Below are 26,965 nucleotides of genomic sequence, written 5' to 3'. Positions count from 1 at the left end.
ACAAATAAAATATTTTCGATTCTTGAATCCTTTAAGCAATTCACTTACATATACAGCATTGTAAAATGCAGCTCATGCCCCAACTGCTTCAGATAGTTATACAGCTGTGAGCGGTGATGGAAAACGTGCGTTAGCGTCTCGATCTGCCACTGGGCCTGTAAGTGCCCTTGCTCTGCATAGAACGCCTTGGTCGAGTGGTTCAGCAGGTCTTCTTCGCTCAATGACACGATATAATTCTTATACGTCTCGTAGTTGCGCCACAAAGCTGCCGCCAAGCGCTCAGGATCATCCAGCCCAGACAGGCGGTTCTCCACCTCAGCCACCTCAGCTTCTCCCTGTGCCTGCATTATTGCGAGGTCCGAGGCAGTAATCTGTACGAAATGATGCACCAGTTCCTGCAAGGAACGCATATTATTTTGTGGCCGATAAGCCCAGTCCTCAGGACGGATACGGCGAATTAGCCCCGCTCCTGTTCTTGTACCCGTCTCCAGCTCCTGCAGCAAATGATCGCGCATCTGAAAAGTTCCACTCATCTTTCGTCTCCCCTTTACTTTGTTTGAGCTTTCATAGATCGAATGTTACAGCTCATGATCTCAATCTACCGGAAGAAATTCTGGATGTATTGTACATAACGGACAACTTTTGCTGATGCTCCTGCGCTGCTACACCTGGAGTCGCACCATACCAAGCCCGAAAATGCCGAATCAGATGGGCCTGATCAAAGTAGCCGTATGCCAAAGCTATTTCGGGCCAATCGTGGACATTTCCCCGCTGAATACAAGCCAGCACCTGATGAGAGCGCACCACCTCACTAAAGCGCTTTGGGCTGATACCGATCCATGGCTTAAAGCTGCGGTGCAACTGCCGTTCACTAACGGTCTCCAGTGTAGCAAGCTCCTTAATGCTGCTCTGACCTCTGCTCGTGAATATACGGTGCAGCACATTCTTAAGCAGATCGCTCCCAGGCATACGACGATACAACAGCGCATCATTCAGCCATCTATTCAGATAGGCATCTATTAGTCGAACCCGCTCTCGGAAGCTTGTCGTCTGCTGCATCCGTTCACGCAGCTCCTGCAATTCTCCTACGGTCCCCGGCCAGCACTGCTCCAGCGGAATCCGCCGGTCTGTGAACTCATCCAGAGCCATACCATGGAAGACCCGCGCCCCGCCCGGAAAAAAGCGTACCCCAAAGGTATACCCAGTCCCTGTCCCGTTTGTTGCCGCTGCCTTTGAGGGCTCCTTATAAAACGCGAAAGGCTGTGTATAATTACCGCAATACGACATGTCCAGTTCTCCCTGCATAAGATCGTTGGTTATCAGGATATCCGAGCAGCCGTCTGGCAATACCCTGGCAGTTACAGACACATCTTCCATCACATCCAGCTCATTTAGCTCAGCTAATCCATCTATCGTCCACTCTTCCGTACCTGATTCCCAGTAGCAAGCCACGTACGGGAGCACCGCAGCGGAAGGGAGACATTCAACATATCTGCTTCCCGGAGTAGTGCCATTAATCTGTAAAGGCTGAAACAACGAATGCAATCTGTAATCCATATGCTGACCCTCCCTGTGATTGCTATACAATCTTCAGTCTTATGTTTATTGAAGCGAATTTGGGCATCTACATAAAGTAGCGGAGATGACCGGAATAAGCACGGTTTATAACTATCCCTCCTAGTAGAACATTTCAAAAGTCCGTACCGTGCAAAAAAAGCTGACCTACAGGTCGGCAAGGGCAAAGGGAATTTGGTCAATGAGCATGCGGACCAAGGCTTGAGGGGACTCGGCGAAAGGTGTGCAACCATAACGTCTGCCGGTGGGGCTTGAGGGCGTTTTCTTCGAGAGTCCGCCACACGCTGGAACGGCTTATGGAAGGGCCGTCAACTTCTCGTTGCACGACTTCCGTTAACGTGTCATAGGTCCAACAGACTTGACCGGACAACCCGTGATGTTCCGGTTTATCACAGGCAATGGCGATGACTTCGCACCGTTGTACCGGGTCAAACGTAGCGGGTGTGCCCGAGCGTGGAGCATCTTCTAGTCCGGGGATGCGTTCCTGGGCAAAGCGATCGCGCCATTTACGTACTGTTTTCTCCGTCACGCCGACCTCCATGGCAACTTGCGTGACAGAAGCATGCTCCATCGCTAATTTCCAAATGATGGTGGCCCGTTGTTTCAGACGTAAGGCGATCTTTTGACCGAGCATCATTTTTCTAATCCGTTTTCGCTCTTTGGTCGTCAATCGAATGGATTTCATCAAACTCACCTTGGTGTGATTGGCTCTTTCTTTTATTAACTATCTCGCACCAAGTTTCACCACACGTCATATGTCATTTTTCTCAGAGAACGAACTTATGAAATAGTGCACTAGGGGCCCATGATTTTACGCCCGAAATTGTCCCTTTCGTTTATGCATCTTCAGTCACGTATGGTTAATGGCCGCAAAAATGCGAGGATTCACACTTCGTTAACCTATAAACCAACTGGTAAAGCATAAGTTTGTTCTCGGTGTACATTGGTAATTCATTCATATGCAACCGGCATCACTGAAATTTAATGAATGAATGAAACTCCTGTCTCAAGTAATCCAATTCTTCATGTACCTCCATCTGACTTATAATCTCATTACATCGATTTATATGATCGCCCAAAAGAGTACCTGCAAACTCAATGGCTTTTATACACACATCAAGTTCATGTGAGGAGTCATCATCTATGGTTTCTTGAGAGAGCAATTTTTCCGCTCGACTTATGCATACTTGTGCCAGTTCGTGCTTTAAAGTCATCCCTATAGCAATCTCTTCATTAAAACATAGGAATATTGTACCATTTCATCAGGACTATGTGTATATATGAGCGCAGATTAAAGGATACTTTTACCTTAAATCAAAAAATTCGCATTAAAATACTAGCACCTTATCGTGCACGATATTCCGTTACTAATATGAAAAAAAACGCTGAAGGGATCAGCGTTTTTTCATACAGGTATAATCATTTCATTTATTCCTCGATCTGCTTCAAATCCTGAATCGCATCCCTGGTCTTTTGAATTTTGTCGAGCGAAGTCTCGATATCCATTGAAGCACAAACGTAATACAGCACGTCAATAATGAAAAATTGGCTGTGCTTGGAGCCGGTCGCCGCGCTTCTGACTTTCGCTTCCGGAGCCAGGGAAGTATACAGGCTGAAATCGCTGATTTCTGAAAGCTCGCTCCGTCCGAATCCGGTAAAGCTGATCGTTACCAGCCCGGTTTTATTGGCGAACTTCATTAATTGCAATACTTCCCTGGTAGACGCGCTATAAGATATTCCTATAAAAACGCTGCCCTTGGGCGCGTTCGCCATGCTCATCGTCAGAACATGCACATCCGACAGAGCATAAGCGTTCTTTCCCAAACGCAGCCATTTTTGCGCGATGTCCTCCGCCACCAATGCCGAAGCACCTACGCCGTAAGCGAAAATTGCCGGAGCGTTGTAGAGGCTTTGCGCCGCCTTCTCTATCATTTCGATATCAAGCAGGCCCACCGTGTCTCTCAGGGACTGCACCGCATTGGAAAGAATTTTATCGACCAGATTGGCCGAGCTGTCGTTCTTGTTCAAATCATAGTAACCGGACTTTTGGTCATTGGCCAGGTCGGCCGATAACGCCACTTTTAATTCCGGAAAACCTTTCAAACCCATGGAGCGGCAAAAGCGGACAACGGAAGCGCTGCTGGAAAGGGAGCGATCCGCCATCTCGTGCACCGACATAAATACGACTTCTTCCGGAGCAGACAGGACAAACCGCGCCACCTTTTGCTCGGATTGCGTCAATTTAGGCATCACATTTTCAATTCGTGACAATATTTGACCAACACCCACACCAACGCCTCCATTTTATTTTTATACTATCTCAATACTCACTTTAATATTATTCCCGATCCGATTCTCTGGCAAGAAAACGGAAGGAATACCTTCCTTTTTGCAGAAAACGCAGCAAAGGAAGATCTTCCTGGATCACATATCCGATGACGTTTACACGATCATCAGGCGGTAAAGGATTCAGTACGATTTGAAACTCTCCTTTATAACGTTTGTAATGGTCATTATCCAGGGTCAAGGCTCCAGACGGCCGTTCTACACAATTGGCAGGCGGGATATTTCCTTTAAAATGTCTTCGCGCATCCTCCGAGCGAATGACGTCGCGCGCGATATCCGGCCGGTTATGATGAACTTCGCTCCACACATGAGACGGGCGCTGATCACGGACACCAAGCAGCACGGTGCCTTCATGCCATGAAATAAACTGCGACATCGACCACTCGCCAAGCGATAAATCTCCAATGACTACAAGATCCACCGCTCCTTCGATAAGCAGCTCCAGATAGCTGGCAAACGGCGATTGATGCCGGTGCTGCTCCAGCGTGGGCAATCCCTCGTATAAGGGCCCCCGCAGCTGCCCATCCCCCGGAATGAAGGCCCCAACCTTAAGACCCTGTGATTTTAGCCATTCGTTTTGTGCTTTGAACGTGCTCCATTCAAGCCCTGTCTCCGGACGGGGATAATAATTATGCCATGCCTCCAGAGCGTTGAAGTCAGCCCCAAGTCTTCTGAGATCATTCAGAAAGGACTGGTCAATCGTGCTGGCATTGAGAGAAACCTGCCAATGATGAGTAAGCGCGGCGATCTCGTCATTTTCCATCCCATAATCGATTCTGAGCCCCGTAACACCCCGCTCTCTAAGTTGATCCAGCGAGAAATTTTGAAAGGCTCTCGGGGACACATCCACCATCAGCATCATCTGATGCTCCTTTGCGAATCCGCCGATCCGTCCCAGCGGTTCAAACAGTTCGTCAGGCGATTCCTCGGGCATTTGCAGGGAGGTAAAAATCGTATCAAACCCGTATTGCCGCATGAAGGCCAGGTATTTCAAAGTACAATCGATGCTTTGCTCTGTCAGTGAAACAAGTACGCCACCCACTTTAAATCACTCCTTTTTAATTCTTCCCTGGTCCTTAGTCGGAATGAGTTCGCTTCGACTACGCCTCTTTAGGCTGTCTTGCTTCCTTTGGCACACCGAACAAGTAGGTACACAAAAATCCGAAGAAGTATGCCGTTACGAGGCCGAGCAAATAAATCCACCATTTGCCGTCCGCGATCAGCAGGAGCATTTCAATGCCGGAGGCTCCGATGGCAATGGCCCCGACATTGCCAAAATAACCGATCACGGCTCCGCCGAACCCGGCGCCAATACATGCTGTCACAAAGGGTTTTCCAAGCGGAAGGGTCACGCCGTAAATGAGCGGCTCGCCGATGCCCAATACACCGACTGGCAGGGCACCTTTGATGATATTGATCAGTGGTTTGTTTTTGTAGCAGCGGATCCAAAGCGCAAGCGCCGCGCCCACCTGCCCTGCTCCTGCCATCGCCAGGATCGGCAACAGTACGGTCACCCCCGTTTGGTTGATAAGCTCAATATGAATGGGGGTCATAATATGATGCATGCCCAGCATAACCATGACCAGCCAAATTCCGCCTAATACAAACCCGGACACTGCGCCCCCGACGTTCAGAATCCAGTTGACGGCGATCAGCAGATTGCTTGCGACGAAACCCGCAAAGGGCATGATCAGAAAAATGGTCAACAGTCCGGTCACCAGCACACTAAGAAAGGAAGTTACGATCAGATCGATCGAATTGGGGATAATCTTATGCAATCTTTTCTCAATTACAGATAAAATCCACACGGCCAGGACAACACCAATAATCCCGCCTTGACCGGCGATAAGCGGCTCGCCTGTAAACAGATTCATGATAGGCAGCTCCGGCTTCATTCCCGTCAGCAGTGTGGCACCCCCGATGACTCCTCCCAAGGATGGGCTTGCGCCGAATTCCCTGGCAGAGTTGATCCCTACGAAAATCGCCATATAGGAGAAGACGCCGTTTTTGATCACATTCAGGATCAGATTAAATTGCTGCCAGCCCTCCCCGTTCAGATGCCCTGACGTGATAAAGTTGGCAATAACGGAGGTGATTCCCGCCAGCAGCCCGGCGGCTACAAAAGCAGGGACTAATGGAATAAAGATGTGGGCAATGGATCTCAGAAAATTTTTAATGGGCGTATCATTCCGTTTTTTATATTTTTCTTTGTTTTCAGCCGCTATTCTGGAAGCTTCAGCTTTATGGTCAGGCCGTCCGCTGCCCGCAGCCGACACATTCAGTGGGATGATCTCCCCCATCTCGACTCCACTGATATCGGCTATTTCATTCGCCACCTTGCCGACGATGCCCGGGCCCACGATCACTTGAAGGGTGGATTCAACAACGACGCCCAATACGCCGGGCACTTTTTTCAGTCGCTCGATATCGGCGGCATCCACATCCCGCAAGGTAAGACGGACGCGTGTCATACAATGGGTTACTACCTCGACGTTTTGGATGCCGTCGATCGAATCCAGAATGCCTAAGGCCAAATCCTTCTCTTTTGCCATGGTCATATCCCCTTTACTTTTGTTGTAAGGCCCGCCGTATAAATCCGTCCGCCTCTTGCAGTTTCCTCTGTGCTTCCTCATAGTCCAGCCCCGCGAGCAGCATAATCACGGCCACCTTTACTTGATGCCGGCTTAATTCGTAATATCTGGAAGCGGTTTCGTAATCGCATCCTGTAATCTCTCTGATCATCGATTTAGCCCGAACTACCAGCTTTTCGTTAGTTGGCTGGACATCTACCATGAAGTTGCTGTACGTTTTGCCGATACCAATCATGGCCGCCGTTGAAATCATATTGAGCACCATCTTTTGCGCCGTTCCGGCTTTTAGACGAGTAGACCCCGTTAACACCTCCGGACCGGTTATAATTTCAATCGGGTATTCGGCGTAGTTGCTGATTTCAGCGTCTTTATTGCATGCCAGGCTAGCCGTGGCAGCTCCAACCCCGGCCGCATATTGCAGCCCGCCAATGACATAAGGGGTTCGCCCGCTCGCTGCAACACCGAGAACGATATCTTTGTCGCTTAAATTAAGCTTTTCCAGGTCCTTCATGCCCTGTTCCACTGAATCCTCCGCGCCTTCCACCGCCATGCGGATGGCCTCATCGCCACCGGCAATCACTCCTTGCACCATGTCCGGGTCAGTACCAAAGGTCGGAACGCATTCAACGGCATCCAAAATTCCCATGCGACCGCTTGTACCGGCTCCCGTATAAATGAGCCGCCCCCCCTGCTTAAAGCTCTCGATAACACATTTCGTTACACGTTCGATTTCAGGAAGCTTCTCCCATATTGCCAACGATACTTTTGCATCTTCCTCCTGCATAAGCTCCAAGACCGATAATGTTGACAGTTGGTCTAGATCCGTCGAGCGCTGATTCCTTGTTTCCGTTTTCAAATTATCCAGCAACAGCTACCATCTCCTCTTTGATTAAAGCTCAGTTTACATTATCGGAAATAAAATTTCAATATAAAATAATATTTATGTAATAAAATTTCAAACGAAGCGAGCAATTTACCTTTTTCATATAAACTTAACGAGTGTGGGATATTACCAAAATGGTCAAGTTGAGCATGGTCATCCACTATTCCTCGTGACCGGATTCTCCTCTTTACCCGTTTAAAATTTTTTTTACAAAACACTGGATAATGGAGTCTTACTATGATAAAGTGTAAACATCAGGAAAGGAGGTGCGTCAACATTAGTAATCCCATGTTGAACGTATCCCTTACCCGATCCGTTACTCTCTAATCAACAGAGTGGTACGGAGGCGCGGGATGCGGATCAAGGTTTCAATAGCGCCACGGGTGGAAAGGCCGTCTTCGGACGGCCTTTTTTTATATGGAAGTACTTCCTCGACTCGTTAATTTCCACACTCTTTCTTCCGTAATTTTGTCAAGATCCCCTTGAGCATCGAGACTAACCTCTTTATTGCATAATCCTTTCATGGAACATCATTATGGCTTGACGGCTTCATAAGTTATCATTTGTCCGGCATACTCCGGCTTACGGTTGTATTGATATCCGGCCGGTTTGGTCAGGTTGTATACCTCGGTACATAACTCCCCATATTGACTGAACATGTTCTCGCCTCCTCAGGATTTATTTCACAGTACTACTAGGGATATCAACATAGTAAAAGAAAAATATCATTTACATTTGACAAAATACAAACAAAATTTTATATTATCTATATAATAAATAAACAATTCAATGAGGTGTTTATATAATGTTGGATTTACCCGGGCTGTTTTGGAGTGTTCATATAGATGATTTGAAAAAAGGCTACATTCGGCAGGACGATAAATATATCTGTCTGCTGGACGGGACCGAGTTGGAGGAAGGAATTATTTATCAGGAGGACGGAGTTTTTTACAGCGCTGAACGGTACATGAAGCTTCATATTGTGCAAAAATACGGCTCCGTCTTCGACTATCTCATCGGCCTCGACAAGAAGTTGACCGGACTGACCGAGCATCAGAGCAGGCTGCTGCACCTTTTTTATCAAGGAAAAAGCGATAGCGAGGTGCAGAAGGAAACGGGCATCGGCAGCGCGTCCACCATCCGGAATCACCGTTTTGCCTTGAAGGAGAAAGAACGGCAGGCCAAAGTTTTCCTGACACTGATGGAGCTGCAGAAGGACCGGGACCGTCATGCTCCCGCCATCGTTGAAGTGCCGGTGAAAGCTCCGATGCTCGATGAACGCTACAACATTACAGCCGAAGAAAATAAGAAGGTGCTGGCCAAATATTTTCCGGACGGACCTGATGGCCGCCTGAAAACGTTCGATCTGCAGCAGAAGCATAAGCTGATCGTCCTGCGCCACCTTGTCCAACGATTTGAACGGGGCAGAATGTATACCGAAAAGGAAGTCAACGAAGTGCTCTCTTCCGCCTACGATGATTATGTTACAGTCCGCAGGTATCTCATAGAGTATGGCCTGATGGATCGCAAAGAGGACGGCAGCCAGTACTGGGTCGCCGAATAAGAAAGGGATGGGAATCATGAACCGCAGAAAAGAACTTGTGGAACAATATAAAGAAGTCAAGATTGAAGCCGGGGTGTACTGCATCCGCCATAAGAAAACCGGAAAGCTGTTCATCAGCTCCACCCCCAACTTAAAGTCGCTGAACGGCAAACGATTTGAGCTGAACATGGGTTCAAGCCGGAACGCCGCTCTGCAAGCCGATTGGTCGAGGGACGGAGAGGATGCCTTCGAAATCGAGGTACTGGAGGTGCTAAAGAAACCGGAGTCCGGCTATTTTGATGCGAAGGATGCGCTGGAGAAGCTGGAAAAGGTGTGGCTGGACCGTCTTCAGCCGTATGGAGATAAAGGGTATATGTAAATAAGGCAAATCAGTTCCCTGTGAGTCAGCAGTCTAAGTCAAGGGCGTGCAACAAGAAAAACTGATATCATAGAAACGAAATAGATGAGTATAAATAAAGCGTAATATCATACACCGACTGGATGTGTTAAACCGAATTTCTTCGAAAAAAGGACCTCAATCTCCACTAATACAGTGGATTTGAGGTCCTTTTATGTTGTAATTGGGATGTTCCCATGTCATGCGAACACTTTTGGGACAGCTCCTATTTTTTATGAACCTACACGACCGTACCATCAGTATCTGACGTAGGTGAACCATTTTTAATTCTGAGTTTACCAGTTGCATCAACCCAGAAATGATAAGTGCCCAAAGTCAAATGACCCGCATTCCAAGCACTACTTTCCGTTTGCAAGTTTTGTGATGTTTTAAGGTTAGTAGACGTCTTTAGTGTATTACCCTCCCGGAAAAGGTCAACGCTAAGATCATTGCCGAAATATATACGACCATTTCCTGAAAAAGTAAACAATTTGGTTAATTTAGCAGCAGGGTCTGTTATGTTTGGTTTATCTGCAACATGTACTTCTAATGCCGCTGAAGCGCCTATAGCTAAAATAGGTATGACTCCTGGTTTCTTAAGAAACCCCATACGTCTATTAGATCCCGTCTCTGCACCAACATACCCTGTAACATTACCACTGTTAGATTGTGCCACCAATTCATTCTCAAGTATGTTTGTATTACCGATATCCTGAGATAAACCCGAAATGAGAGGATTTCTTAGGTTACTCTGCCTGTTTCCGAGAACTTGACAGTTGGATACTCCCACAGCAATCACTGCATAGTTACATAGAGGTGTCTGTCTGGTATCTATAACTACGTTATCCAGTATAAATATGTTGGAGATAGTTGTGGTGGCCGTAGCATCTAAACAGATGCCTACATTTCTATCTCGGTTTGTAGCACCAATAACAGATCCGTCTAGATAAGTTTCCGCACCGCAATCTATAATCAAGTTGTCACTAAGTTTGACACCTTTAGATCCTCTTAAGTGTATACCATTTCTCTGTGCTTTACGTATAGTATTATCAGCCACCAATATCCCTTCTGCATATAGTTCAATACCATCATTATTATATGCCGTAGATGGGAAGTTATTGATAACAATCCCGTTACCATAGTTATCCTGAGGCACATCCACAGTCCCACGGAATACTGTGTCGATAGTATTGCCGACAACCGAACCGTATTGAGGTGCATCAGCTAAAGATATGCCACTCATACCTGAGTTTGTGATTGTATTACCCGAACACTCGAAGTATTTAGGTCCTGGAGCATCCGGAACTGGATTATTAGGTTCACCAGATAACCAACCCGAAAGCCAGATACCAGCATAACAAGATAGATCGATAATATTATCATTACATATAACTTTCTCACAGGCACGGGAAATAGATACACCGTTATCTGCGGATTTTGTAATATAATTGTCTGTAAAGATAACTGTTTCACACCATACAAATCCAGCATCCATATTATTAGACAAATGGCAATCAGTTACCTTGGATTCTCCAGATACCCCTCTGAGTATAAAAGGTAATGTTTCTATATTTTCAAACCAGCATTCACGTATAGTTATATTAGAAACTTTAGGGAAGTTAATCCCTTCTAACAGGGAACCTGATAAATATATAGAGTTTTGCATATTTGGACTTGAGGTTCTCTCATGTCTAGGATACTCCCCTTCATCGACTACACCACCGACGAAACGGATATTTTTCCATGTGACAGAATCAATGTCTGGCCCATTTATATCGTTTTGAAATACTGCCAGCATAAGCTTAGAGGCTGTTATCACAGTACTAGTTCCATTGCCTTCATAATGTACGCCACTACGGGGAGTAACTTTCTTATCAAATATATAAGTTCCTGAAGGAATAAATACCTTTCCTCCTCCATTAGAACTTACTAAATCTGTAGCAAGTTGAAATGCATTTGCCCATGAGGTTCCGAACCAACGTACAGAAACTTTCTCAACTTGTGGATTACCTCCTATCACTCCGCCCAGAGAGGTATCAAAAATCCAAGAGCTATAATTAGCATCTATACCACCGTTGAATGTTATGGTTACACCATTCGCAGGTTTTAGACATGCATTTGCACCAAATCTCAATTGTTTGGTAACATCTATAGTCACATCAGATCCAATAAGGTACACTCCGCTGGGTAACAGTACGTCATTGGACTCTTGTAAAACTTTAACAAGTGCAGAATAATCGTCGGTTGTTCCATTACCTGTCGCCCCAAAATCCTTTATATTAGCCTCACCATCACCTTTAGCACCAAATTGTTGTACTCTAACACCTATTTCTTCAAGCGCCCCATTTCTGTTCTCTTCCAACCTACCCACCCCTTTTTGTTTCATAACGAAAGGCACTATTCTCAGATTGGAGAAAGGCCTGTTTTATAAAATCATCTAAATTAAACACACCGGAGTTTGTCTCTACCCATTAGAGCACTAAGAAGCCGGCCAGATGATATTCTGGCCGACTCCTACTCTTCTGCATTACCGGTCATGCAAACTTGTCCTGCCAAATACTTAATTAACTCTGTTATATTTAGTTCATTGGAAGGAGAAATATACCGGGTCTTTATTACCTTGCAATCGTGGAGAAAAGCAGCAGATTCCTTGCTGCGCATGGGGAAGATTTTAAAATTTGTAAAGTTAGACGAAGAAGCTTACGCAGGTTCAGCGGAAGGCTACAAATCATTAATATGCCTTTCAGGCAATAAGCCTATCGGGTCTTCAGCCTGATTCCGGTTACGTGCCTCATGCGCGTCGCTAAACTTTCTCCATTTGTCATAGTTTATACCAAGATAATCGAGAACTTCTTTTACTTCCAGCACTATCTTGCCGTCATCACGCATATTGCACAACCTTCCTCTCTAACAACGGGAACTGTTATTTTTTATTACAAAAATACAAATTATTCCACAATTGTTTTTATATAAGTAGAAAGGCCGGTTGCACCACTTGCTCCTAACGTCCTAAGGTGCCCAGATAAGGAACGAAAATCATCGCATCCATTTCTTTAGGAATATCATACCGTATACGATAGAAAATGTTTGACGAAACTTGTAGAGAAGAATTTGATAATTTCTGTAGAAATTATTCAACCTTTGTTAGTCCTCTAGTACTGAATTTCGTTCCGTATACTACATTGGTCGCAAGTAAGCAAAACATGTTATGTTTGAATCCCCGCCATCAAATGGTTTTTTCCCAAATCGAACTAAGTCAACAATCCAATAGTCCCGTTTTCAATTCAGAACTGTTTTCCCTTCTCACTTATTAATCCGGCCCTTTTCGCTTCAAACGATATTTCCTGTTGTATTCTTTCACTTTTTCTTTGTTATTCGCCCGCCATTGGCGGTTATAATCTTTTCTTGCTTTACCGATGACAGGCTGCTGCTTCTCCCGCTTCGTTGCAGGTGCGATTTCCAAACCATCCAGGATTTGGCTTAATTTGGCATACAAATCATAAGCTTTCTTTTTCCCATATATGCTTTTGTAATGCTTTCCCTTATAGGTGATTGCCCATTTTGTATTGTATTTTTTTCGCAAAACAAACGCTCATCTCCCAATACGAGCCTGCAGCATTTCTTCCCAGGAGGTCTCCAATCTTACGATATCTTCTTCAATCAACTCGCTCCCCTGCTGCACCTCGATAAAATCCAGAGCTTCCAACGCTCTAATGCTATGCCTCGCCCCAACCGGAATGTGCAGTACATCCCCAGCCTTCACGGGAATCATCTTCTCATTCAGCAGAAAATACCCGGTTCCGGAAATAATCGTCCAAACTTCGCTGCGTTTCATATGCTGTTGGTAGCTTACATTTTTTCCGGCATCTATATGGATTCTCTTTGTCAATACCTCTCCGCCTTGCTGCAATTTGTCATAGTCGATCACCTTATACCACCCCCACCGGCGTTCCTCATACATAGGCCGCTGATCATCCATATGCTTCAAAACATCTTTAATTCTGGGGCTGGATTCCTTCTGTGAAACCAGTATTCCATCCGGGCTTACGGCAACAACAGCGTTAGAAATTCCAAGGATCGTTACCGGCAGATCCAATTCGTTAACCAGATGTGTATTCATACAATCAGATGTTATGATACCTTTGCCTACTTGATGACTGGCCATTTCCTCCGTCAACGTGTTCCAGGTCCCAAGATCCTTCCAATATCCGCCGTAGGGGACTGCTACGATGTGGGACGCTTTTTCGACAACCACGTAATCGAAGCTGAGCTTTGGGAGCTGGATGTATTGCTTTAGCAATTCCTCATAATGGATCGGGAGTCCATTGTTTTTCAAATGATTGATGATATATTCGAGCTTAAAAGCAAAAACCCCGCAATTCCAAAGCGCTTGCTGCTCAATGAGCTCCATCGCTTTGTCCTCGGCGGGTTTTTCGGTAAAGTGACTGACGGTTACATACTCAGATGCTAAATATCTTTCACGATCATATCCAGGAACGATATAACCGTATTTCTCGGAGGGGTATGTGGGTTTCACCCCGATGAGCGCCAGATCCGCGCCAGAGCTATAGATAACGGACTCCAATTGCTTGATTGTATCAAAAAAATGATCCTCCACATAAGGATCAACGGGAAGGATCGTTACTATTTCATTCAATTGTACACCTACAATCGAATACAGATATGCCGCCGCGAGCGCAATGGCCGGATACGTGTCACGCCTTTCCGGCTCCACGATGATTTGTGCTTCGTACCCCAGTTGGCTTTGAAGAACATCTAACTGGCCTTTCCCTGTCGCAATATATGCGTTGCTCTGCATTCCCCCCGCAGCTAACTGCCGCCATACTCGCTGCACCATGGATTCAGGCTTATTGTCAAGCGATGTGAGCACTTTCAAAAATTGCTTCGAACGCGAATTATTTGATAATGGCCATAAACGCTTGCCGGATCCGCCGGATAAAAGTACGAGTTTCATAAGACCACTCCATTTTTTTATATGTTCAAAAAAGAAGGTTTCTGTGCATTCGATCTATTCATCATCGGACGGCCAACCGAATAGTACGTAAAGTCCGTCTTTTCAATCTGTTCTTGGGAAAATACGTTTCTTCCGTCCACCAGTATAGGCCGATCCATGACTTTCTCAATTTGCTGTAAATCTGTCTTTACAAATTCATCCCATTCGGTTAATAAACATAACGCGTCGCATTCCGCCGCCGCTGCAACTGCATTGGAACTCCATAGGATAGATTCATGATTGTATTCTTTGCGGAACTTATCCATTGCAATGGGATCATACACTTTCACTTTCGCACCATGTGTGATAAGGGCAGGAACAATTTCCAACGCAGGAGCCTCCCTCACATCATCCGTATTCGGTTTGAAGGCCAATCCCCATATCCCGACTGTCTTTCCTGCCAAATCCTCTAACGATTCCTGAAGCTTACTGATTACGTTAAATCTTTGCATCTGATTAACTTCCACGACAGAGCGGAGCAATTTAAAATCATATTCTACATTTCCCGCAATCTGGATCAAGGCGTGAGTATCCTTCGGGAAGCACGATCCGCCGTAACCGATGCCAGCATTCAGGAAGGAAGCACCGATTCTTCGATCCTCTCCCATGCCTTTCGCCACCAGTGTAACGTCAGCTCCGACTTTCTCGCAAATATTCGCAATTTCGTTAATAAAAGATATTTTTGTCGCCAAGAATGCGTTGGAAGCATATTTGATCATTTCCGCGCTGCGAATATCGGTCACGATAATCTTGCTCGTTAACGGCCTATGCAGAACAGCAATCGTTTCCGCAGCTTCTTTACTCTCTGCTCCAATAATGACACGATCGGGGTGAAGTGTGTCCTTGATCGCGGAGCCTTCCCGGAGAAATTCCGGTACCGAAACGACATCAAAGGGATGTGTCGTCAGTTCGCCGATGATTTGCTTGATCCGTTCGTTCGTACCCACCGGAACCGTACTTTTTGTGACGATAATTTTGTAGCCGTTTAAAGCAACCGCAATCTCGCGAGCTGCTTGGTCGATATACTGCAGATTCGCTTCCCCGTTCGGCAGCTGGGGCGTACCGACCGCTATAAACACAATTTCCGCGTCCTGTACAGGAGCGGAAATGTCGGTGGAGAAGGACAAGCGGCCTTCCGCAGTATTTTTCGCAATCAGTTCTTTGAGACCAGGTTCGTAGATCGGTACTTCTCCTCGAAGCAGCATTTCGATTTTGGGGCTGTCTTTGTCTACGCATACGACATTATTGCCGAGATCTGAGAAACATACGCCGGAAACCAATCCGACATAGCCGGTGCCGATCACAGTAAGATTCATAGCTCCCACCCTTCCTTCATCAATTAATATTAAGAAATATGTAATCTGAAGAGGCCGCTCCCATTTGAAGCTGCCATGTCTAACAGCTAATCTTTTTGTTTTTTCTGTAGGTTTTAAAAAAACGATACACATACACCGGATTATTGTACGCATACCGTTTCCATAGCCGCTTCGGTTCAGAAATCAGCCTGAACACCCATTCCAATCCAGCCTTTTGGAAAAATAAAGGCGGGCGTTTTATATTTCCCGTAATATATTCAAACGCCGCGCCCACACCGATCATGATTCCTCTTATTTTTTCTCTGTTGTTATACATCCAGATTTCCTGCTTGGGGCAACCTAAACTAACAAATATAAAATCAGCATTGGATGTGTTTATCATGTCAGCGATTTCTGTTTCTTCATATGCAGTTAAATTCCTGAAAGGGGGAGAGTAGCTACCGGCAATTTCTATCCCTTCAAACATCTGTGTGACCTTTCGATTCAATTGTTCCAACGTTTCTGCAGTTCCGCCATAGAAAAAAATCTTATATTTTTTTTGAGCAGAGAGCTCACACAGCTTCAACATCATATTCGGACCATCGACCCGATCTTGTTCAGTAAACCCATAAGAACGTAAAGCCCAGACTACAGGCGTTCCATCAGGCGTACATATCCCAGCATTATTGAGGACAGTTGCGAATAATTTATCATTGCTGGCAGTCACTATGGAATGCGTATTGCAAACACAGACATAATGATTTTCTTTATTTGCAACCCATTTTTCTAATTCAATGATTGTCTCTTGAAAAGTAAGAGCGGTAATATTGGAATTGATGATTTTTCCATACTTATATTTCATTTGTCTTTGCATAAGCGTTCTCCTCAATGACTTCCTTATATATATTTAGTATTTGATTGAAACTTACATCTTCAGTATAGAGAGCTTCATAAGCTCTTCTAACATTATTTCTCATTTCTTGATAATGGATGTTATCCAGGGCATGTTCTATGGTCTCACTTATATGTTCGATGTTGTCATGGGAAAAGTGAAATCCTGTGACAGCATCCTTTACAACTTCCTCCAAAGCCCCGATCCTGCTGCATAATACAGGGGTGCCTACCGAATAGGACTCCACAATCGTCATTGGGAAGCCTTCATACCAAATAGAGGGTACAGCCAGATATCGTGCGTGTTCCATATATTGCAGGACGGTCTCTGCATCTTGATTTCCTAAAAACTGCACACTTTCATCACCATACATCGCGGACAGCCTTTCTCTTTCCGGTCCATCCCCAATGACTAGAAGCTTTGTCTCTGATTTGTTCCTAACTAGCCTCCATGCCTCCAATAAATTTTGAACTCCTTTCTCAGCAGATATTCTTCCTACAAAAACAATATAGTTATGAACAGGAGGTAAAGAAGCAGACTTTCGCGGCCTTTTGATAAAGTTCGGTTTTACAACGATCCGTTCTGCCGGCAGCCCGCTTTGGATAAACTTTTTTTTAGCAAATTCAGTAAGAACGATATATCGATTTACTTGACGGCTCCAGGTTCCCATGATTCGATTGATTTTAATCATTGAAGCTACCGGTAAAGTCTGAACCTTTGAATTTCGATAGCATCCATTCTTTACCGAATTCATTAATGAACCATGCAGACATTCTTCACAGACTTGATTGTTCCTCATAAATGTTGCGGCAGGACAAATCAGCCTGTAATTGTGCAGAGTTTGAACCACTGGAATCCCCGCTTGTCTGCTTGCATAATATATCGAGGGGGAAACAAGCGGAAAAAAATTATGGACATGCACCACGTCGGGTTTCATGTCCATTAATAATTTTTTTATATTCAAATATTCTTGATGGGACCAGGTGGTTTCCAGTGCGGTTAGCGCCTTTCGAACTATACCTTGCTCTTTTATCTTATCATTGTGAACCGAGTAAGCCTGAACGTCTATCCCTTTCGCCTGAAGAAGTTCGAGTTCCTGGGCAACTACTTTATCTTCTCCTCCACGTTGTTGATAATAGTTATGCACTAACAAAACCTTTATCAATTGTATCCCCACCATTCATTATGAGACTGGCACTATCTGTTTTAACATCACTTCTGCAATTTCATCCCAGGAACAGTTGTCAACTATCTGCTCAGATTTCATAGCCTCTTTGGTGTTCAAATCATTTGTTATGTGCAGTATCCTGTTAACCCATGCTTGTTCATCCAGATCTTCAACGTAAATGCCTTTAAGGTCTTTTTTCAACAACGTTGACGATCCGCCATTCAAAGAAGAAATAATGGGAACGTTAAAGTACAAGCTTTCTAACAAAACCATTCCGAAAATATCATATTTCGTAGGGAACAGCATAAGATCACTGGCAAAATAAACTTGCCAAAGGAACCTTTGATCCACCTTTGAAAAATGAATAATATAGTCCTCTAGCCCATGTTCATAGATGAATCTCCAGTATTTTTCTTTATCTTCTTTCTTCCCTTCGCCAACAATAATCATTCGGAAACTCTGATCTATTGTAACTAACCTTCTAAGCACCTCCATGATAAATTCGATATTTCTCCTGTCTTCGAGCACTCCGACATACAGAAGCGTTTTTTTATGATTAATCTTATTCATTTCCATCTCTATTTCATGATTCACATGCATCTTCTCTTCAAATTTATCCCGATCTAATCCCACCCCTAAAGTAAAAGGATTCTTAAATCCTTTTTGCTGCAAATATCCGTTAGCCAAATCTGATTTTACGAAGTTATATCTTATTTTATTTCTGATGTGAGGCAACAATAATTTGTCATAGGTTTTCCTGATCAACAAATTGTTATGATCTTCATAAGGTCCGTGATATAAAATCAGCTTATCTGGACAAAGCCTTGATAGCAGATAGGTCATCAATTGATTATATTCCGTTGTAATGATCAAATCATATTGGTTCAAAAATTTATTGTTTAGTATCTGGGAATAAATACTGTTACTTAAAATCTTGATCCCTTTCATCCAGATTAATCGGAGTGAGGTGTTGAAATAATTGTAAACCTCCTCAATTTTCTGTTTGTTATTATCGCTGTAGTAGATGATATCGCAGTCATATCCCTTTCTTACCAAAGCCTTGCCAAATCCGATTTCCTGAAGATTATATGAATTGGGGTTTACTTTGCTTGCAAAATTCCGAATATACAGGATTTTCTTATTCATGAAGGTACCTCCGATCTGTACCCTAATGAAATTATTGAAGGTGCTGTCTTATCATTCTTTGACAAAACATTTGTTAGGATAGGCACAGTTCGCGTTTGTTTGCATGCGAGAAGGATCATTAAGCCGCATAAAACTACATTTCCGGCACCCATCAATATATTTTCAGTCGTTAACGCAAAAAGTAATCCTATTGCATAGGACAATAAAGGCAACATTTTAACTTTCTGTTTAACCAATCGAAGCAGGCAAAGCATGAGAAAGGTTAACCAGAGAGTTATTCCGACAATTCCAAATTCATACACAATCCGTAACCATTCATTATGAGCCACACGGTTTGGATCCTCAACCCCGTTCCTATACATATAGGAATGGTACTTCTTTGCTACCTTCTCCGAAGCGGACGTACCATGACCAAACAATAATTGCATTGTCGTTCCTTCCCTGATTTCCGCCAGCATTCCTTCATTCATGATTTTCCTGGCCCCGAATGTCCCCTCTGATGCTACATCCTCCCCTTCTACAATTGAATAATATGTGTCCAATAATCTGTTCGCATCTCTCCATTGATTTTCATTTGCCATTGAATACTGATATAACATAAACGATCCCAAAATAGCCATTCCCGTCATCATATGTACAAGAGCAGCATAAGCAAGATTCTTCAACGTTCGATGAATCAGCCAAAACGCAAACACAATCACCGCACCAAGAAACCAGGTCCGGCTTCCGTTAGCAAATAAAGCCGTGAGCAGCAGACAAGAAAGAACGAATTTCATTCCTCCCCATCTCGGCTGATAATTCCAAAGCGTAACGGCCAACAATCCAACCAAAAACGCAGCATATTGCTGAGATGCTACAAACCCTGTAAATCTGGATAATTCTACACCAAAGCTTGACTCAACAACATACGTTTGAAGCACACCTAATGCCAATGTAGCAAATACACTTGATGTAACAAATCCTCGATTCAATAGCTGTAGCTGATTCGCCTGTTTAAATGTGATATAGAACAGAAAAATTCCTACTAATTGCAGTACAAACTTCAACCCTGCAACATAATTCCCCGTTTCGCTCCAGAAGATGGCCAAAAAAGAGTAGCAAGCAAATAAAATCCAGGTACCGTAAGTTAAAGAGGGATTAGCAATTATATTTATTTCATTTGGTTCTAACCTATTTTGTTTTCTGTAGATATGGAAGCGAAGTAATAGTATTAATGGCACTATAAGAATTTTTATTGTATTGCCTAAGCCCGGAACATCAAGATTGCACATAATTACATAGGAAATCATTACAGATCCTAATGGCAAGAACACAATGGATATCAATGCTGCATAAAAAATGATGGCTGCTGCAAAATGAGCGTCCATAATGGAGCCGCCCCCTTTTAATAGTCTACTTCGGTAAAAAACATATTTTCATTCTGTAAGCCGCTTCCAGTCAGAAGCCGTTAAGCCCACAGCTTTATATGCAATTTTATTAGTCGTATCAATGTACTCCTCACCTATATAATGGGGAGTCACTGTAGGTGCCGTTGTTCCCGTCCTCACCATAACAATGGCTTGAGGCACTCCATCCTGGTACCTGGTAAGAACCCCGTTAAGGTTATATACGGCTCCATGGGACAAATTACTGTTGCTATTACGATCAACAAAATACATGGGAGCATAGGTATTAATACGTTCTCCTAAATTTCCGGTACTTCGATACTCAAGAAATGTCTTCTTCGTAGTACCCTGGTTATAGGTTGATCCAAAACGCGTATACTCTCCGGACTGAGACATATAACCGTATAGGGTTTCGTCATTTTCTGTCGCATTAATCTTGATAAATTGTTCCGATTCACTGCCAACCCTTTTCACCATTAACTCGTTAGTAACTTTGCTTCTGGCGAAATATAACGGCAAAGAAGAATCATTTGTTCCAATGTATTCACCAAGATAAGCAACATTCTGTGGAATATTAGGAAAATGGTTTGAACCAACGCCAGCAGCCTTTTTGAGAAAAGACCAGTTTGATGTATAGTTGTGTGCGGTTCCTGTGCCCAAATAAATTAATCGGCTCACTTTACCCACCATCCTGGCAAATGCACAATCAGGCACACTTTCATTACCTACATGTGCTAACGACATTGCGGAAATTCTGACTAAATGACAATCTTCAATGTCAGCTCCGATTAATAATCCTTCCTGATGGAGTTCAGTGATGTGGCAATGCACGACATTACGAATAAGAATGCCTTTACCTCTGTGGTCAGGGTTATTTCTTGGATCACCAGCGGCTCCCGCTGCTGCAGTTCTGGTGTTCTCTATATATAAATTATTCATGTAAATCGATCCTTGAAGTGTACCAGCAGCAGCATCTTTATTTATCTCTACTGCATAACCGTCGGTAATCGCCCCATTAATCCATGTATTCACGATTTCCAGGTCTGATCCGATGGCAAGTGAGAGCGCGGGACCATACGTATTTGAAATTAAACAATTGTGTATCCAACTGCCCACGTATACTCCCCAGAACTTAATTGCAATATTCTCAGCCGATTGATTCTCATAGTTTCCATCCCAACAGATATTTTCAATGCAAATATGGTGTTTCCTATCCTCAATGTTTCCGCTAGCTCCCGCCGGTGTCATTAACATTGTACTGTTCGCGTTATCCGCCAGCCTGATTTGCGCACTCTTTGCTTTTGCATAGTTTCCTAAACCGCGTAAAATAACTCCTTCCTGCAACAAAAGCGGTTTATTAATAATGTAAATGGATGCTGGCAGGATTACTGCTCCACCCTTTGCCGCTGCTGCGTAAATAGCTCCTTGAATCGCGCACCAATCAATTTCGTCAGTAAGTGATGTGGCATGCGGAAATTTGACCTGTGCTTCGGCTAATGTTGTATATTTATCCGAAAGCGGATGACTTTTACCGTCGCCAATTGCACCAAATTCCGCCTTTTTGGGATTAAACCCGCCCTCCTGTGGTTGTTCAGTGTGCTTCAAGCGTTACCCCCCATTTTCTTCGGATATATTGAGCTATTTACAATATCCTCTGTCATTTGCATAATGTAATGATCGAGACCGTTTATTTGATTGTTAATAATTTTCGTCAAAACTGAAATTCTTGTTTCAATAGGTATTAACCTGTGTAAATAAATATTAACTTTCTCATTGCACTTTTGAAAAAGAATATCCTGTGCAAAATTCCCCCATCTGTCTTTAGGAATTAAATTCAGAGTCATTCCTGCATGAGCCGAAGGGAGAAGCATATTGGAACCATGTACCCCAATGACAAGTTCACTTTCACTATATGTTTTACAACTGTGATGCTCCATTTCCCTGGTGTAACTGGAGGTTCTCCCGTCCTTTACCCAACCTGGAAACCTTCCAGTGACCCCAATTCCACTTACTGCAAATTCATGGTTTGGAAAATGTTTTTTTAGTTTCCGGAATAAAAACGTAACCTTCCATTTCTGAAAATATATAAATGGTATGAAGTACGTTTTGAATTCGGGATACTTATGTAAAAGTTTCGAAATATAAAAATTCGCAATCCATAAGCGGTCTTCTCTCCAAATAAATGTGATTTTGGGATGCTTGACTCTATCCCGGTGATAGCGCTTGACACTCGTAAATACCTCAATGTCAAACTGGCTGGGATGTGAGTAAGCCCTGCTTAAATAGACTTCATCGAACCGTTCTAATTCTTTATGAATTAAATCATGCAATTGAGGGTAATAATTTCTGGCTTTATGAAAAGGAATGTTCACACACCATACTTCGGATATAAAATCCGGAATCATCCATTCAAAAGCCTTTGTAATAATTACAATAATACCCATTTTTTCGTTTTCTTCATTTTCGCGTTGTGCATTTAATAGCTTAAGCAAAGAATGTCCATACAAATAGTCAATGCAATTCATGACGATGACCTTCTTGAAGTCTTTCATTTTTGTAACTTCCATTTTCACTTCAAACTCATGCGAAGGATTTAATATGGATTTTTTGAAGGGCTCACCCAGCCATTTTCTTGCCTTTTCCGGACCTATTAACGTTTGTGTAGCTACTTCTAATCTAAATGGAAAATACGTAGCATGACCAGTTCTCAGGTCTTCAATATACTCTTTGCCGCACAGATGACAGAAAGTTACGGAACAAACATGTATTCCTTGCCAGAGTATATGCTTATTATCCATCCTAAAATTGCAGTCGGGGCAGTACGAAGTATGCTCGATGTAAGGCTTGATTTGGATCACCGTTTCCCCACCTCAATTTAAGTTCATACATAGGTCCTGTCTGACTATAAATTTTTTAAACGTTGGACAATAGCCGTTACAAGTTTTTCAGCATATTTATCCCATGTATACTCTTTTATCGTGTTGGAAATATTAAATTTCATATCTTTAAGTAATCCCCTGTCAAAATAAAGCTTTTCAAGTGCCTCCTCGATGGATTTCGTGCTACCTGATTCAACAATAATACCATCATGATTATTGGTGACGACGGTTCCGGTGTTATGGGTAACTATAAGCGGAAGACCACATGCGGCTGCCTCATAGGTAACAAGCGCGCTTCCTTCGCAAAGACTTGGCAGAATAAAAAGATCGGATTCATTATAGATATCCACCAATTCCTTCTGAGGAACAAATTTTTTATGGATGAAGCTATCCTTATAGCTCTCTAATAAGGTCATTACATTGTTGTCAATGTTTCCAGCCAAAGTTAATTGAATGTCCCTCCCCTTTCTTTGTAAATTATGAACAGCCTCCAAAAGATATCTTATTCCCTTTCGAAATCCAACCTGCCCAACAAAAACAACCTTTAACCCCTCATTCGTGGTTGTCTTTTCTTCTTTTTTGTAAAATACTCCCGGGTCGTAGCCATAAGGAATAAGTATAAGCTTTTCCTCAGGTATACCGTTACTAACCATTGAATCAAATACAAACTGGCTTGGTACCAGTATATAATCAGCCAATTCGTACTCCATTAATTTCCTTTTTATTATTAAGGATGACAAGTTTGAAGGAAGCTTGCCAAACTCTTTGATATATATTTCTTGTTCTGTTTGAACATGGGCTATTCGTTGTTCAAGAAAAAGGGTTGCTTTATTTTTGGATTTTTTCATTTGGTCCAAGGAATAGTTATTAAAACCAATAAAAAAATCAACATCACACATTTTATTTTTGGCAAATACATCAAATAATTTGTCGGAAATAATATTGTAAGGCAATTTGTGCCCTATCAGAGGCAATTTTCTCAGCAAAGCCCCAATGTAATGGGGTAATGAAATGTTCATGATCATCGCGTCAGGTATTTTCGTCCTGTTTTCGAATCTTTTGCCTGCTATAAATTTATTCAGCATATTATATTGAAATAATGCGTCAGCGGTATAGGGAGCGTGAAACTTTGTCCCTACGGAGACGATCCCTTTATATGCGCTTTGAGCCTTCAGCAACTTTCACACCTCTTATCCATTGATTATTGCTTTCTGCTTTTTGTTTTTTAGCTTCACCATTCCTAAAATCATTTTGGCATCATGAACTCTGAAGAGTATTAATAACGAGAAATACGTAATAACACCAATCAGGCCGCCAATACCCATTTCTAATACCTGATTGATCTTAATTAAATTGTTGAAGCTATGAACAATAACAATCATCAGAGCGGCTGCGGCAGATATCTTGCCTGTAATGATTAAAAAATCCTTCCAGGAGAACAGCCTGACTCTCTTATAAAGTTTGAACAATAACATGATGCATCCAACACAGGAAGATAATGAAAAGGCAATGGCGATGCCAAGCGCATCAAGATAATTAACAAGTGTCAGACTTAATGAGATATTAAGCAGAGTGTAATAAACTGAATTTAATAGCACGGCTTTAACATCCTCTACAGCGTAAAAGTATCTGCTTAACACGGAAGTAATGATCAGAAAAGGGATTGAAACAGCATAATAATACAAGCAAGCTGCTGTTGAATTAATGTCATCCGTATTAAATTCCCCATAGCCAAACAACACTTTTACTATACTTTGTGAATATTCCATAAACCCAAGCACTAAAGGAATTGCAATTAATAAGATCATTTTTATACTGCCGAAAGTTAAAGTTTTCAATTTATCAATTTCGTTTTTCTGGTGCAGCTCCGCAAAATTAGGATAAAGAATTGCTCCAAGCGCAGTGATGATAATACTTGTTACAAATTCATTTATTTTAAACGCAAAGCTTAAAGATGATATGCTTCCTTCCCCCAAATATGAAGCAAGAAATCTATCTATCATAAGGTTCGCTTGAATGACGAAAGAAGTGAAAATAATAGGAGATATCTTCTTTAAGTCATCCTTAAAATAAGATTTAATTTTAGAGAATTCTGCTTTTATTCTTAGTTTAAAACCGTATCTTTTGCTAAAAAAATATAAAATGATGGACTGTAACGTAATCCCTGTAAGTGTGCCCACAACGACAGCTTGAATGCCAAGGGTCTGCGCAAAGAAAATCGTTGCTAAAACAACAAGTATATTTGAAATTAACTGAGTGATTGTCGGTAAAACAAACACCTTTTTCACCTGCAAATAGGACGAGAGAAAATGGCTGATTGTCATTGGAATGAGCGAAGGAAAATAGAGCGCTGTTAATAAAACTGCCAGTTGATAATATTCTAAATTATGGAATATTGATTCAATTAACAATGGCGAGGCAATCGCACCGATAATAGAAAAGAAAATAACAATCCCAATTAATGCAGAACATATAAAGCTTGAATAAGCATTGACCAATCCTTCGTCTTTGACCGAGATTTTGGTTAACGTAGGCACTATAATAATGCCGACCGTTGTGCTTATGGTTGCAAATACAATATTGGGTATTGACATCGCAACAAAAAAGGCATCCGTAACTCCTGATGCCCCGAAACTGGCTGCGATTAATGTTTCTCGCACAAAACCAAAAAGTCTGCCAATAGCAACTACGATCAACAGTATAATCCCAACTCTAATATAGTGTTTGCCCACAGGTTTCTCCTATTGAGAATACGTGATTATTGGTTAAATCATCATGCAGACTGGATTCTTCCAGGCAAAATAAATGAAGGAGCCAGCCTACATATAAATTTTATTAGACTACAGCCACATCAGTGATGATCTCACTACGATATTTATGTTCAGCCAACACACGTTTTATATCCGCTTCCACCATCATATGGATCAAATGTTCAAAACTAACGTCCAATTCCCAACCAAGAGTTTGCTTCGCCTTGGAGCAATCACCAAGCAATAAATCTACCTCAGCGGGACGGAAAAACTTCGGATCGATGACAACATAATCCTCATAATTCAAATCAACATAAGAGAACGCGACCTCTAATAATTCACGAACAGTGTGGGTTTCACCCGTTGAAATGACATAATCGTCAGGCTGCTCCTGCTGAAGCATGAGCCACATAGCTTTAACATAATCACCTGCGAAGCCCCAATCGCGCTTCGCGTCAAGGTTGCCCATACGCAGCTCATTCTGCAATCCAAGTTTAATCCGGGCAACCGCATTGGTCACCTTGCGAGTAACGAATTCCATCCCCCGTCTCGGAGATTCGTGGTTAAACAATATACCTGAGCATGCAAACATATCGAAGCTCTCACGATAGTTAACTGTAATCCAGTGGCCGTACAATTTGGCAACACCATACGGGCTGCGCGGGTAAAATGGCGTCGTTTCCTTTTGTGGAGTTTCAACCACTTTTCCGAACATTTCGCTGCTGGAAGCTTGATAAAATTTTGCAGCAGGTCTGGCTATGCGAACAGCTTCAAGCATGTTTGTTACCCCGATGGCCGTTACGTTACCGGTAAATAACGGTTGAGGCCAGGAAGCTTCGACGAATGACTGGGCCGCAAGGTTGTATACTTCATCAGGCTGTGACTTGTTGACCGCTTCGATCAAAGAGGAAAGATCCGCTAAATCGCCGGAGATCCACTCAATTTCGTCCTTGATATGCTCAACATTCTCATAATTTGCAGTACTGGTTCTGCGCCGAACACCATAAACCTTGTAGCCTTTTTCCAGGAGAAGCTCCGCTAAATACGAACCATCTTGACCAGTAACACCTGTAATTAATGCCTTCTTCATAATTGATCTCC

At 43.0% G+C, this 26,965-nt stretch carries 24 protein-coding genes and 1 riboswitch; of the genes, 2 read left to right on the top strand and 22 right to left on the bottom strand.

Going from position 1 to position 26,965, the window contains the following annotated elements; translation table 11 throughout:
* Nucleotides 1-44: 44 nt before the first annotated feature.
* The 8 genes from ACE5LO_RS07650 to ACE5LO_RS07615 form a co-directional block, all read right to left on the bottom strand.
* Nucleotides 45-533 carry a DinB family protein gene (locus ACE5LO_RS07650; RefSeq protein WP_375519441.1) on the bottom strand — a complete coding sequence of 163 codons (489 nt, stop codon included), beginning with the start codon at nucleotides 531-533 and terminating at the stop codon, nucleotides 45-47.
* A 52-nt stretch (nucleotides 534-585) separates the two neighbouring features.
* Complete coding sequence (locus ACE5LO_RS07645; RefSeq protein ID WP_375519440.1) at nucleotides 586-1,557, bottom strand: helix-turn-helix domain-containing protein; 972 nt, start codon at nucleotides 1,555-1,557, stop codon at nucleotides 586-588.
* Nucleotides 1,558-1,753: 196 nt separating this feature from the next.
* Nucleotides 1,754-2,260 carry a helix-turn-helix domain-containing protein gene (locus ACE5LO_RS07640; RefSeq protein ID WP_375519439.1) on the bottom strand — a complete coding sequence of 169 codons (507 nt, stop codon included), beginning with the start codon at nucleotides 2,258-2,260 and terminating at the stop codon, nucleotides 1,754-1,756.
* A 743-nt stretch (nucleotides 2,261-3,003) separates the two neighbouring features.
* Nucleotides 3,004-3,864, bottom strand: coding sequence for a MurR/RpiR family transcriptional regulator (locus ACE5LO_RS07635; protein ID WP_375519438.1), 861 nt, complete (start codon nucleotides 3,862-3,864; stop codon nucleotides 3,004-3,006).
* A gap of 49 nt (nucleotides 3,865-3,913) precedes the next feature.
* Nucleotides 3,914-4,963, bottom strand: coding sequence for a DUF871 domain-containing protein (locus tag ACE5LO_RS07630; RefSeq protein WP_375519437.1), 1,050 nt, complete (start codon nucleotides 4,961-4,963; stop codon nucleotides 3,914-3,916).
* A 58-nt stretch (nucleotides 4,964-5,021) separates the two neighbouring features.
* Nucleotides 5,022-6,473 (bottom strand): PTS transporter subunit EIIC, encoded by a 1,452-nt coding sequence (locus tag ACE5LO_RS07625; protein WP_375519436.1) that lies wholly within the window; start codon nucleotides 6,471-6,473, stop codon nucleotides 5,022-5,024.
* Between the two features lie 13 nt (nucleotides 6,474-6,486).
* Entirely contained in the window at nucleotides 6,487-7,380 is an 894-nt protein-coding gene (murQ, locus tag ACE5LO_RS07620; RefSeq protein WP_375519435.1) for an N-acetylmuramic acid 6-phosphate etherase, read from the bottom strand.
* 548 nt (nucleotides 7,381-7,928) lie between these two features.
* Nucleotides 7,929-8,054 (bottom strand): hypothetical protein, encoded by a 126-nt coding sequence (locus tag ACE5LO_RS07615; protein ID WP_375519434.1) that lies wholly within the window; start codon nucleotides 8,052-8,054, stop codon nucleotides 7,929-7,931.
* Between the two features lie 149 nt (nucleotides 8,055-8,203).
* On the opposite strand from ACE5LO_RS07615, the gene ACE5LO_RS07610 reads away from it, so the two are divergent.
* Together ACE5LO_RS07610 and ACE5LO_RS07605 are read left to right on the top strand one after the other, a co-directional pair.
* On the top strand, nucleotides 8,204-8,959 hold the full coding sequence (locus ACE5LO_RS07610) for a DUF2087 domain-containing protein (protein WP_375519531.1): 756 nt from the start codon (nucleotides 8,204-8,206) through the stop codon (nucleotides 8,957-8,959).
* A 16-nt stretch (nucleotides 8,960-8,975) separates the two neighbouring features.
* Nucleotides 8,976-9,317, top strand: coding sequence for a GIY-YIG nuclease family protein (locus tag ACE5LO_RS07605; protein ID WP_375519433.1), 342 nt, complete (start codon nucleotides 8,976-8,978; stop codon nucleotides 9,315-9,317).
* Between the two features lie 259 nt (nucleotides 9,318-9,576).
* On the opposite strand, the gene ACE5LO_RS07600 is transcribed toward ACE5LO_RS07605, so the two are convergent.
* The 14 genes from ACE5LO_RS07600 to gmd all read right to left on the bottom strand — a co-directional run bounded on the left by ACE5LO_RS07600 (nucleotide 9,577) and on the right by gmd (nucleotide 26,954).
* Nucleotides 9,577-11,697: a right-handed parallel beta-helix repeat-containing protein gene (locus ACE5LO_RS07600; protein ID WP_375519432.1), complete on the bottom strand. Its 2,121-nt coding sequence runs from the start codon at nucleotides 11,695-11,697 to the stop codon at nucleotides 9,577-9,579.
* A 359-nt stretch (nucleotides 11,698-12,056) separates the two neighbouring features.
* Entirely contained in the window at nucleotides 12,057-12,224 is a 168-nt protein-coding gene (locus ACE5LO_RS07595) for a hypothetical protein (RefSeq protein ID WP_375519431.1), read from the bottom strand.
* Nucleotides 12,225-12,306: 82 nt separating this feature from the next.
* Nucleotides 12,307-12,391, bottom strand: a riboswitch (cyclic di-GMP riboswitch).
* Nucleotides 12,392-12,645: 254 nt separating this feature from the next.
* Nucleotides 12,646-12,918 (bottom strand): hypothetical protein, encoded by a 273-nt coding sequence (locus tag ACE5LO_RS07590; protein WP_375519430.1) that lies wholly within the window; start codon nucleotides 12,916-12,918, stop codon nucleotides 12,646-12,648.
* Between the two features lie 9 nt (nucleotides 12,919-12,927).
* Complete coding sequence (locus ACE5LO_RS07585) at nucleotides 12,928-14,310, bottom strand: sugar phosphate nucleotidyltransferase (RefSeq protein ID WP_375519429.1); 1,383 nt, start codon at nucleotides 14,308-14,310, stop codon at nucleotides 12,928-12,930.
* Between the two features lie 17 nt (nucleotides 14,311-14,327).
* A complete protein-coding gene (locus ACE5LO_RS07580) occupies nucleotides 14,328-15,665 on the bottom strand; it encodes a UDP-glucose dehydrogenase family protein (protein WP_375519428.1) in 1,338 nt (445 codons plus the stop codon).
* Nucleotides 15,666-15,744: 79 nt separating this feature from the next.
* Nucleotides 15,745-16,518, bottom strand: coding sequence for a WecB/TagA/CpsF family glycosyltransferase (locus ACE5LO_RS07575; RefSeq protein ID WP_375519427.1), 774 nt, complete (start codon nucleotides 16,516-16,518; stop codon nucleotides 15,745-15,747).
* On the bottom strand, nucleotides 16,496-17,701 hold the full coding sequence (locus ACE5LO_RS07570) for a glycosyltransferase (protein ID WP_375519426.1): 1,206 nt from the start codon (nucleotides 17,699-17,701) through the stop codon (nucleotides 16,496-16,498). Before ACE5LO_RS07570 ends, ACE5LO_RS07575 begins: the two co-directional genes overlap by 23 nt.
* Before the next feature lie 18 nt (nucleotides 17,702-17,719).
* A complete protein-coding gene (locus tag ACE5LO_RS07565; protein WP_375519425.1) occupies nucleotides 17,720-18,850 on the bottom strand; it encodes a glycosyltransferase in 1,131 nt (376 codons plus the stop codon).
* On the bottom strand, nucleotides 18,847-20,217 hold the full coding sequence (locus tag ACE5LO_RS07560; protein WP_375519424.1) for an O-antigen ligase family protein: 1,371 nt from the start codon (nucleotides 20,215-20,217) through the stop codon (nucleotides 18,847-18,849). The genes ACE5LO_RS07565 and ACE5LO_RS07560 overlap by 4 nt, the downstream gene beginning before the upstream one ends.
* Before the next feature lie 48 nt (nucleotides 20,218-20,265).
* A complete protein-coding gene (locus ACE5LO_RS07555; RefSeq protein ID WP_375519423.1) occupies nucleotides 20,266-21,840 on the bottom strand; it encodes a glycosyl hydrolase family 28-related protein in 1,575 nt (524 codons plus the stop codon).
* Nucleotides 21,837-23,093 (bottom strand): hypothetical protein, encoded by a 1,257-nt coding sequence (locus tag ACE5LO_RS07550; RefSeq protein ID WP_375519422.1) that lies wholly within the window; start codon nucleotides 23,091-23,093, stop codon nucleotides 21,837-21,839. Before ACE5LO_RS07550 ends, ACE5LO_RS07555 begins: the two co-directional genes overlap by 4 nt.
* Before the next feature lie 44 nt (nucleotides 23,094-23,137).
* A complete protein-coding gene (locus tag ACE5LO_RS07545) occupies nucleotides 23,138-24,292 on the bottom strand; it encodes a glycosyltransferase family 4 protein (RefSeq protein WP_375519421.1) in 1,155 nt (384 codons plus the stop codon).
* 12 nt (nucleotides 24,293-24,304) lie between these two features.
* Entirely contained in the window at nucleotides 24,305-25,846 is a 1,542-nt protein-coding gene (gene murJ, locus ACE5LO_RS07540) for a murein biosynthesis integral membrane protein MurJ (protein WP_375519420.1), read from the bottom strand.
* Nucleotides 25,847-25,949: 103 nt separating this feature from the next.
* A complete protein-coding gene (gene gmd / locus ACE5LO_RS07535; protein ID WP_375519419.1) occupies nucleotides 25,950-26,954 on the bottom strand; it encodes a GDP-mannose 4,6-dehydratase in 1,005 nt (334 codons plus the stop codon).
* Between the last annotated feature and the right edge of the window lie 11 nt (nucleotides 26,955-26,965).

Source organism: Paenibacillus medicaginis (assembly GCF_042138635.1).
Lineage (GTDB): Bacteria > Bacillota > Bacilli > Paenibacillales > Paenibacillaceae > Paenibacillus > Paenibacillus medicaginis.
The sequence above is the reverse complement of the archived record's forward strand: the minus strand, read 5'-3'. Positions and strand labels throughout refer to the sequence as shown.

Bases quoted from the DNA above. Each gene is read 5' to 3' on its own strand.
- ACE5LO_RS07650 (WP_375519441.1), bottom strand. From the start codon at position 533: ATGAGTGGAACTTTTCAGATGCGCGATCATTTGCTGCAGGAGCTGGAG.
- ACE5LO_RS07645 (WP_375519440.1), bottom strand. From the start codon at position 1,557: ATGGATTACAGATTGCATTCGTTGTTTCAGCCTTTACAGATTAATGGC.
- ACE5LO_RS07640 (WP_375519439.1), bottom strand. From the start codon at position 2,260: ATGAAATCCATTCGATTGACGACCAAAGAGCGAAAACGGATTAGAAAA.
- ACE5LO_RS07625 (WP_375519436.1), bottom strand. From the start codon at position 6,473: ATGGCAAAAGAGAAGGATTTGGCCTTAGGCATTCTGGATTCGATCGAC.
- ACE5LO_RS07615 (WP_375519434.1), bottom strand. From the start codon at position 8,054: ATGTTCAGTCAATATGGGGAGTTATGTACCGAGGTATACAACCTGACC.
- ACE5LO_RS07605 (WP_375519433.1), top strand. From the start codon at position 8,976: ATGAACCGCAGAAAAGAACTTGTGGAACAATATAAAGAAGTCAAGATT.
- ACE5LO_RS07595 (WP_375519431.1), bottom strand. From the start codon at position 12,224: ATGCGTGATGACGGCAAGATAGTGCTGGAAGTAAAAGAAGTTCTCGAT.
- ACE5LO_RS07585 (WP_375519429.1), bottom strand. From the start codon at position 14,310: ATGAAACTCGTACTTTTATCCGGCGGATCCGGCAAGCGTTTATGGCCA.
- ACE5LO_RS07580 (WP_375519428.1), bottom strand. From the start codon at position 15,665: ATGAATCTTACTGTGATCGGCACCGGCTATGTCGGATTGGTTTCCGGC.
- ACE5LO_RS07575 (WP_375519427.1), bottom strand. From the start codon at position 16,518: ATGCAAAGACAAATGAAATATAAGTATGGAAAAATCATCAATTCCAAT.
- ACE5LO_RS07565 (WP_375519425.1), bottom strand. From the start codon at position 18,850: ATGAATAAGAAAATCCTGTATATTCGGAATTTTGCAAGCAAAGTAAAC.
- ACE5LO_RS07560 (WP_375519424.1), bottom strand. From the start codon at position 20,217: ATGGACGCTCATTTTGCAGCAGCCATCATTTTTTATGCAGCATTGATA.
- gmd (WP_375519419.1), bottom strand. From the start codon at position 26,954: ATGAAGAAGGCATTAATTACAGGTGTTACTGGTCAAGATGGTTCGTAT.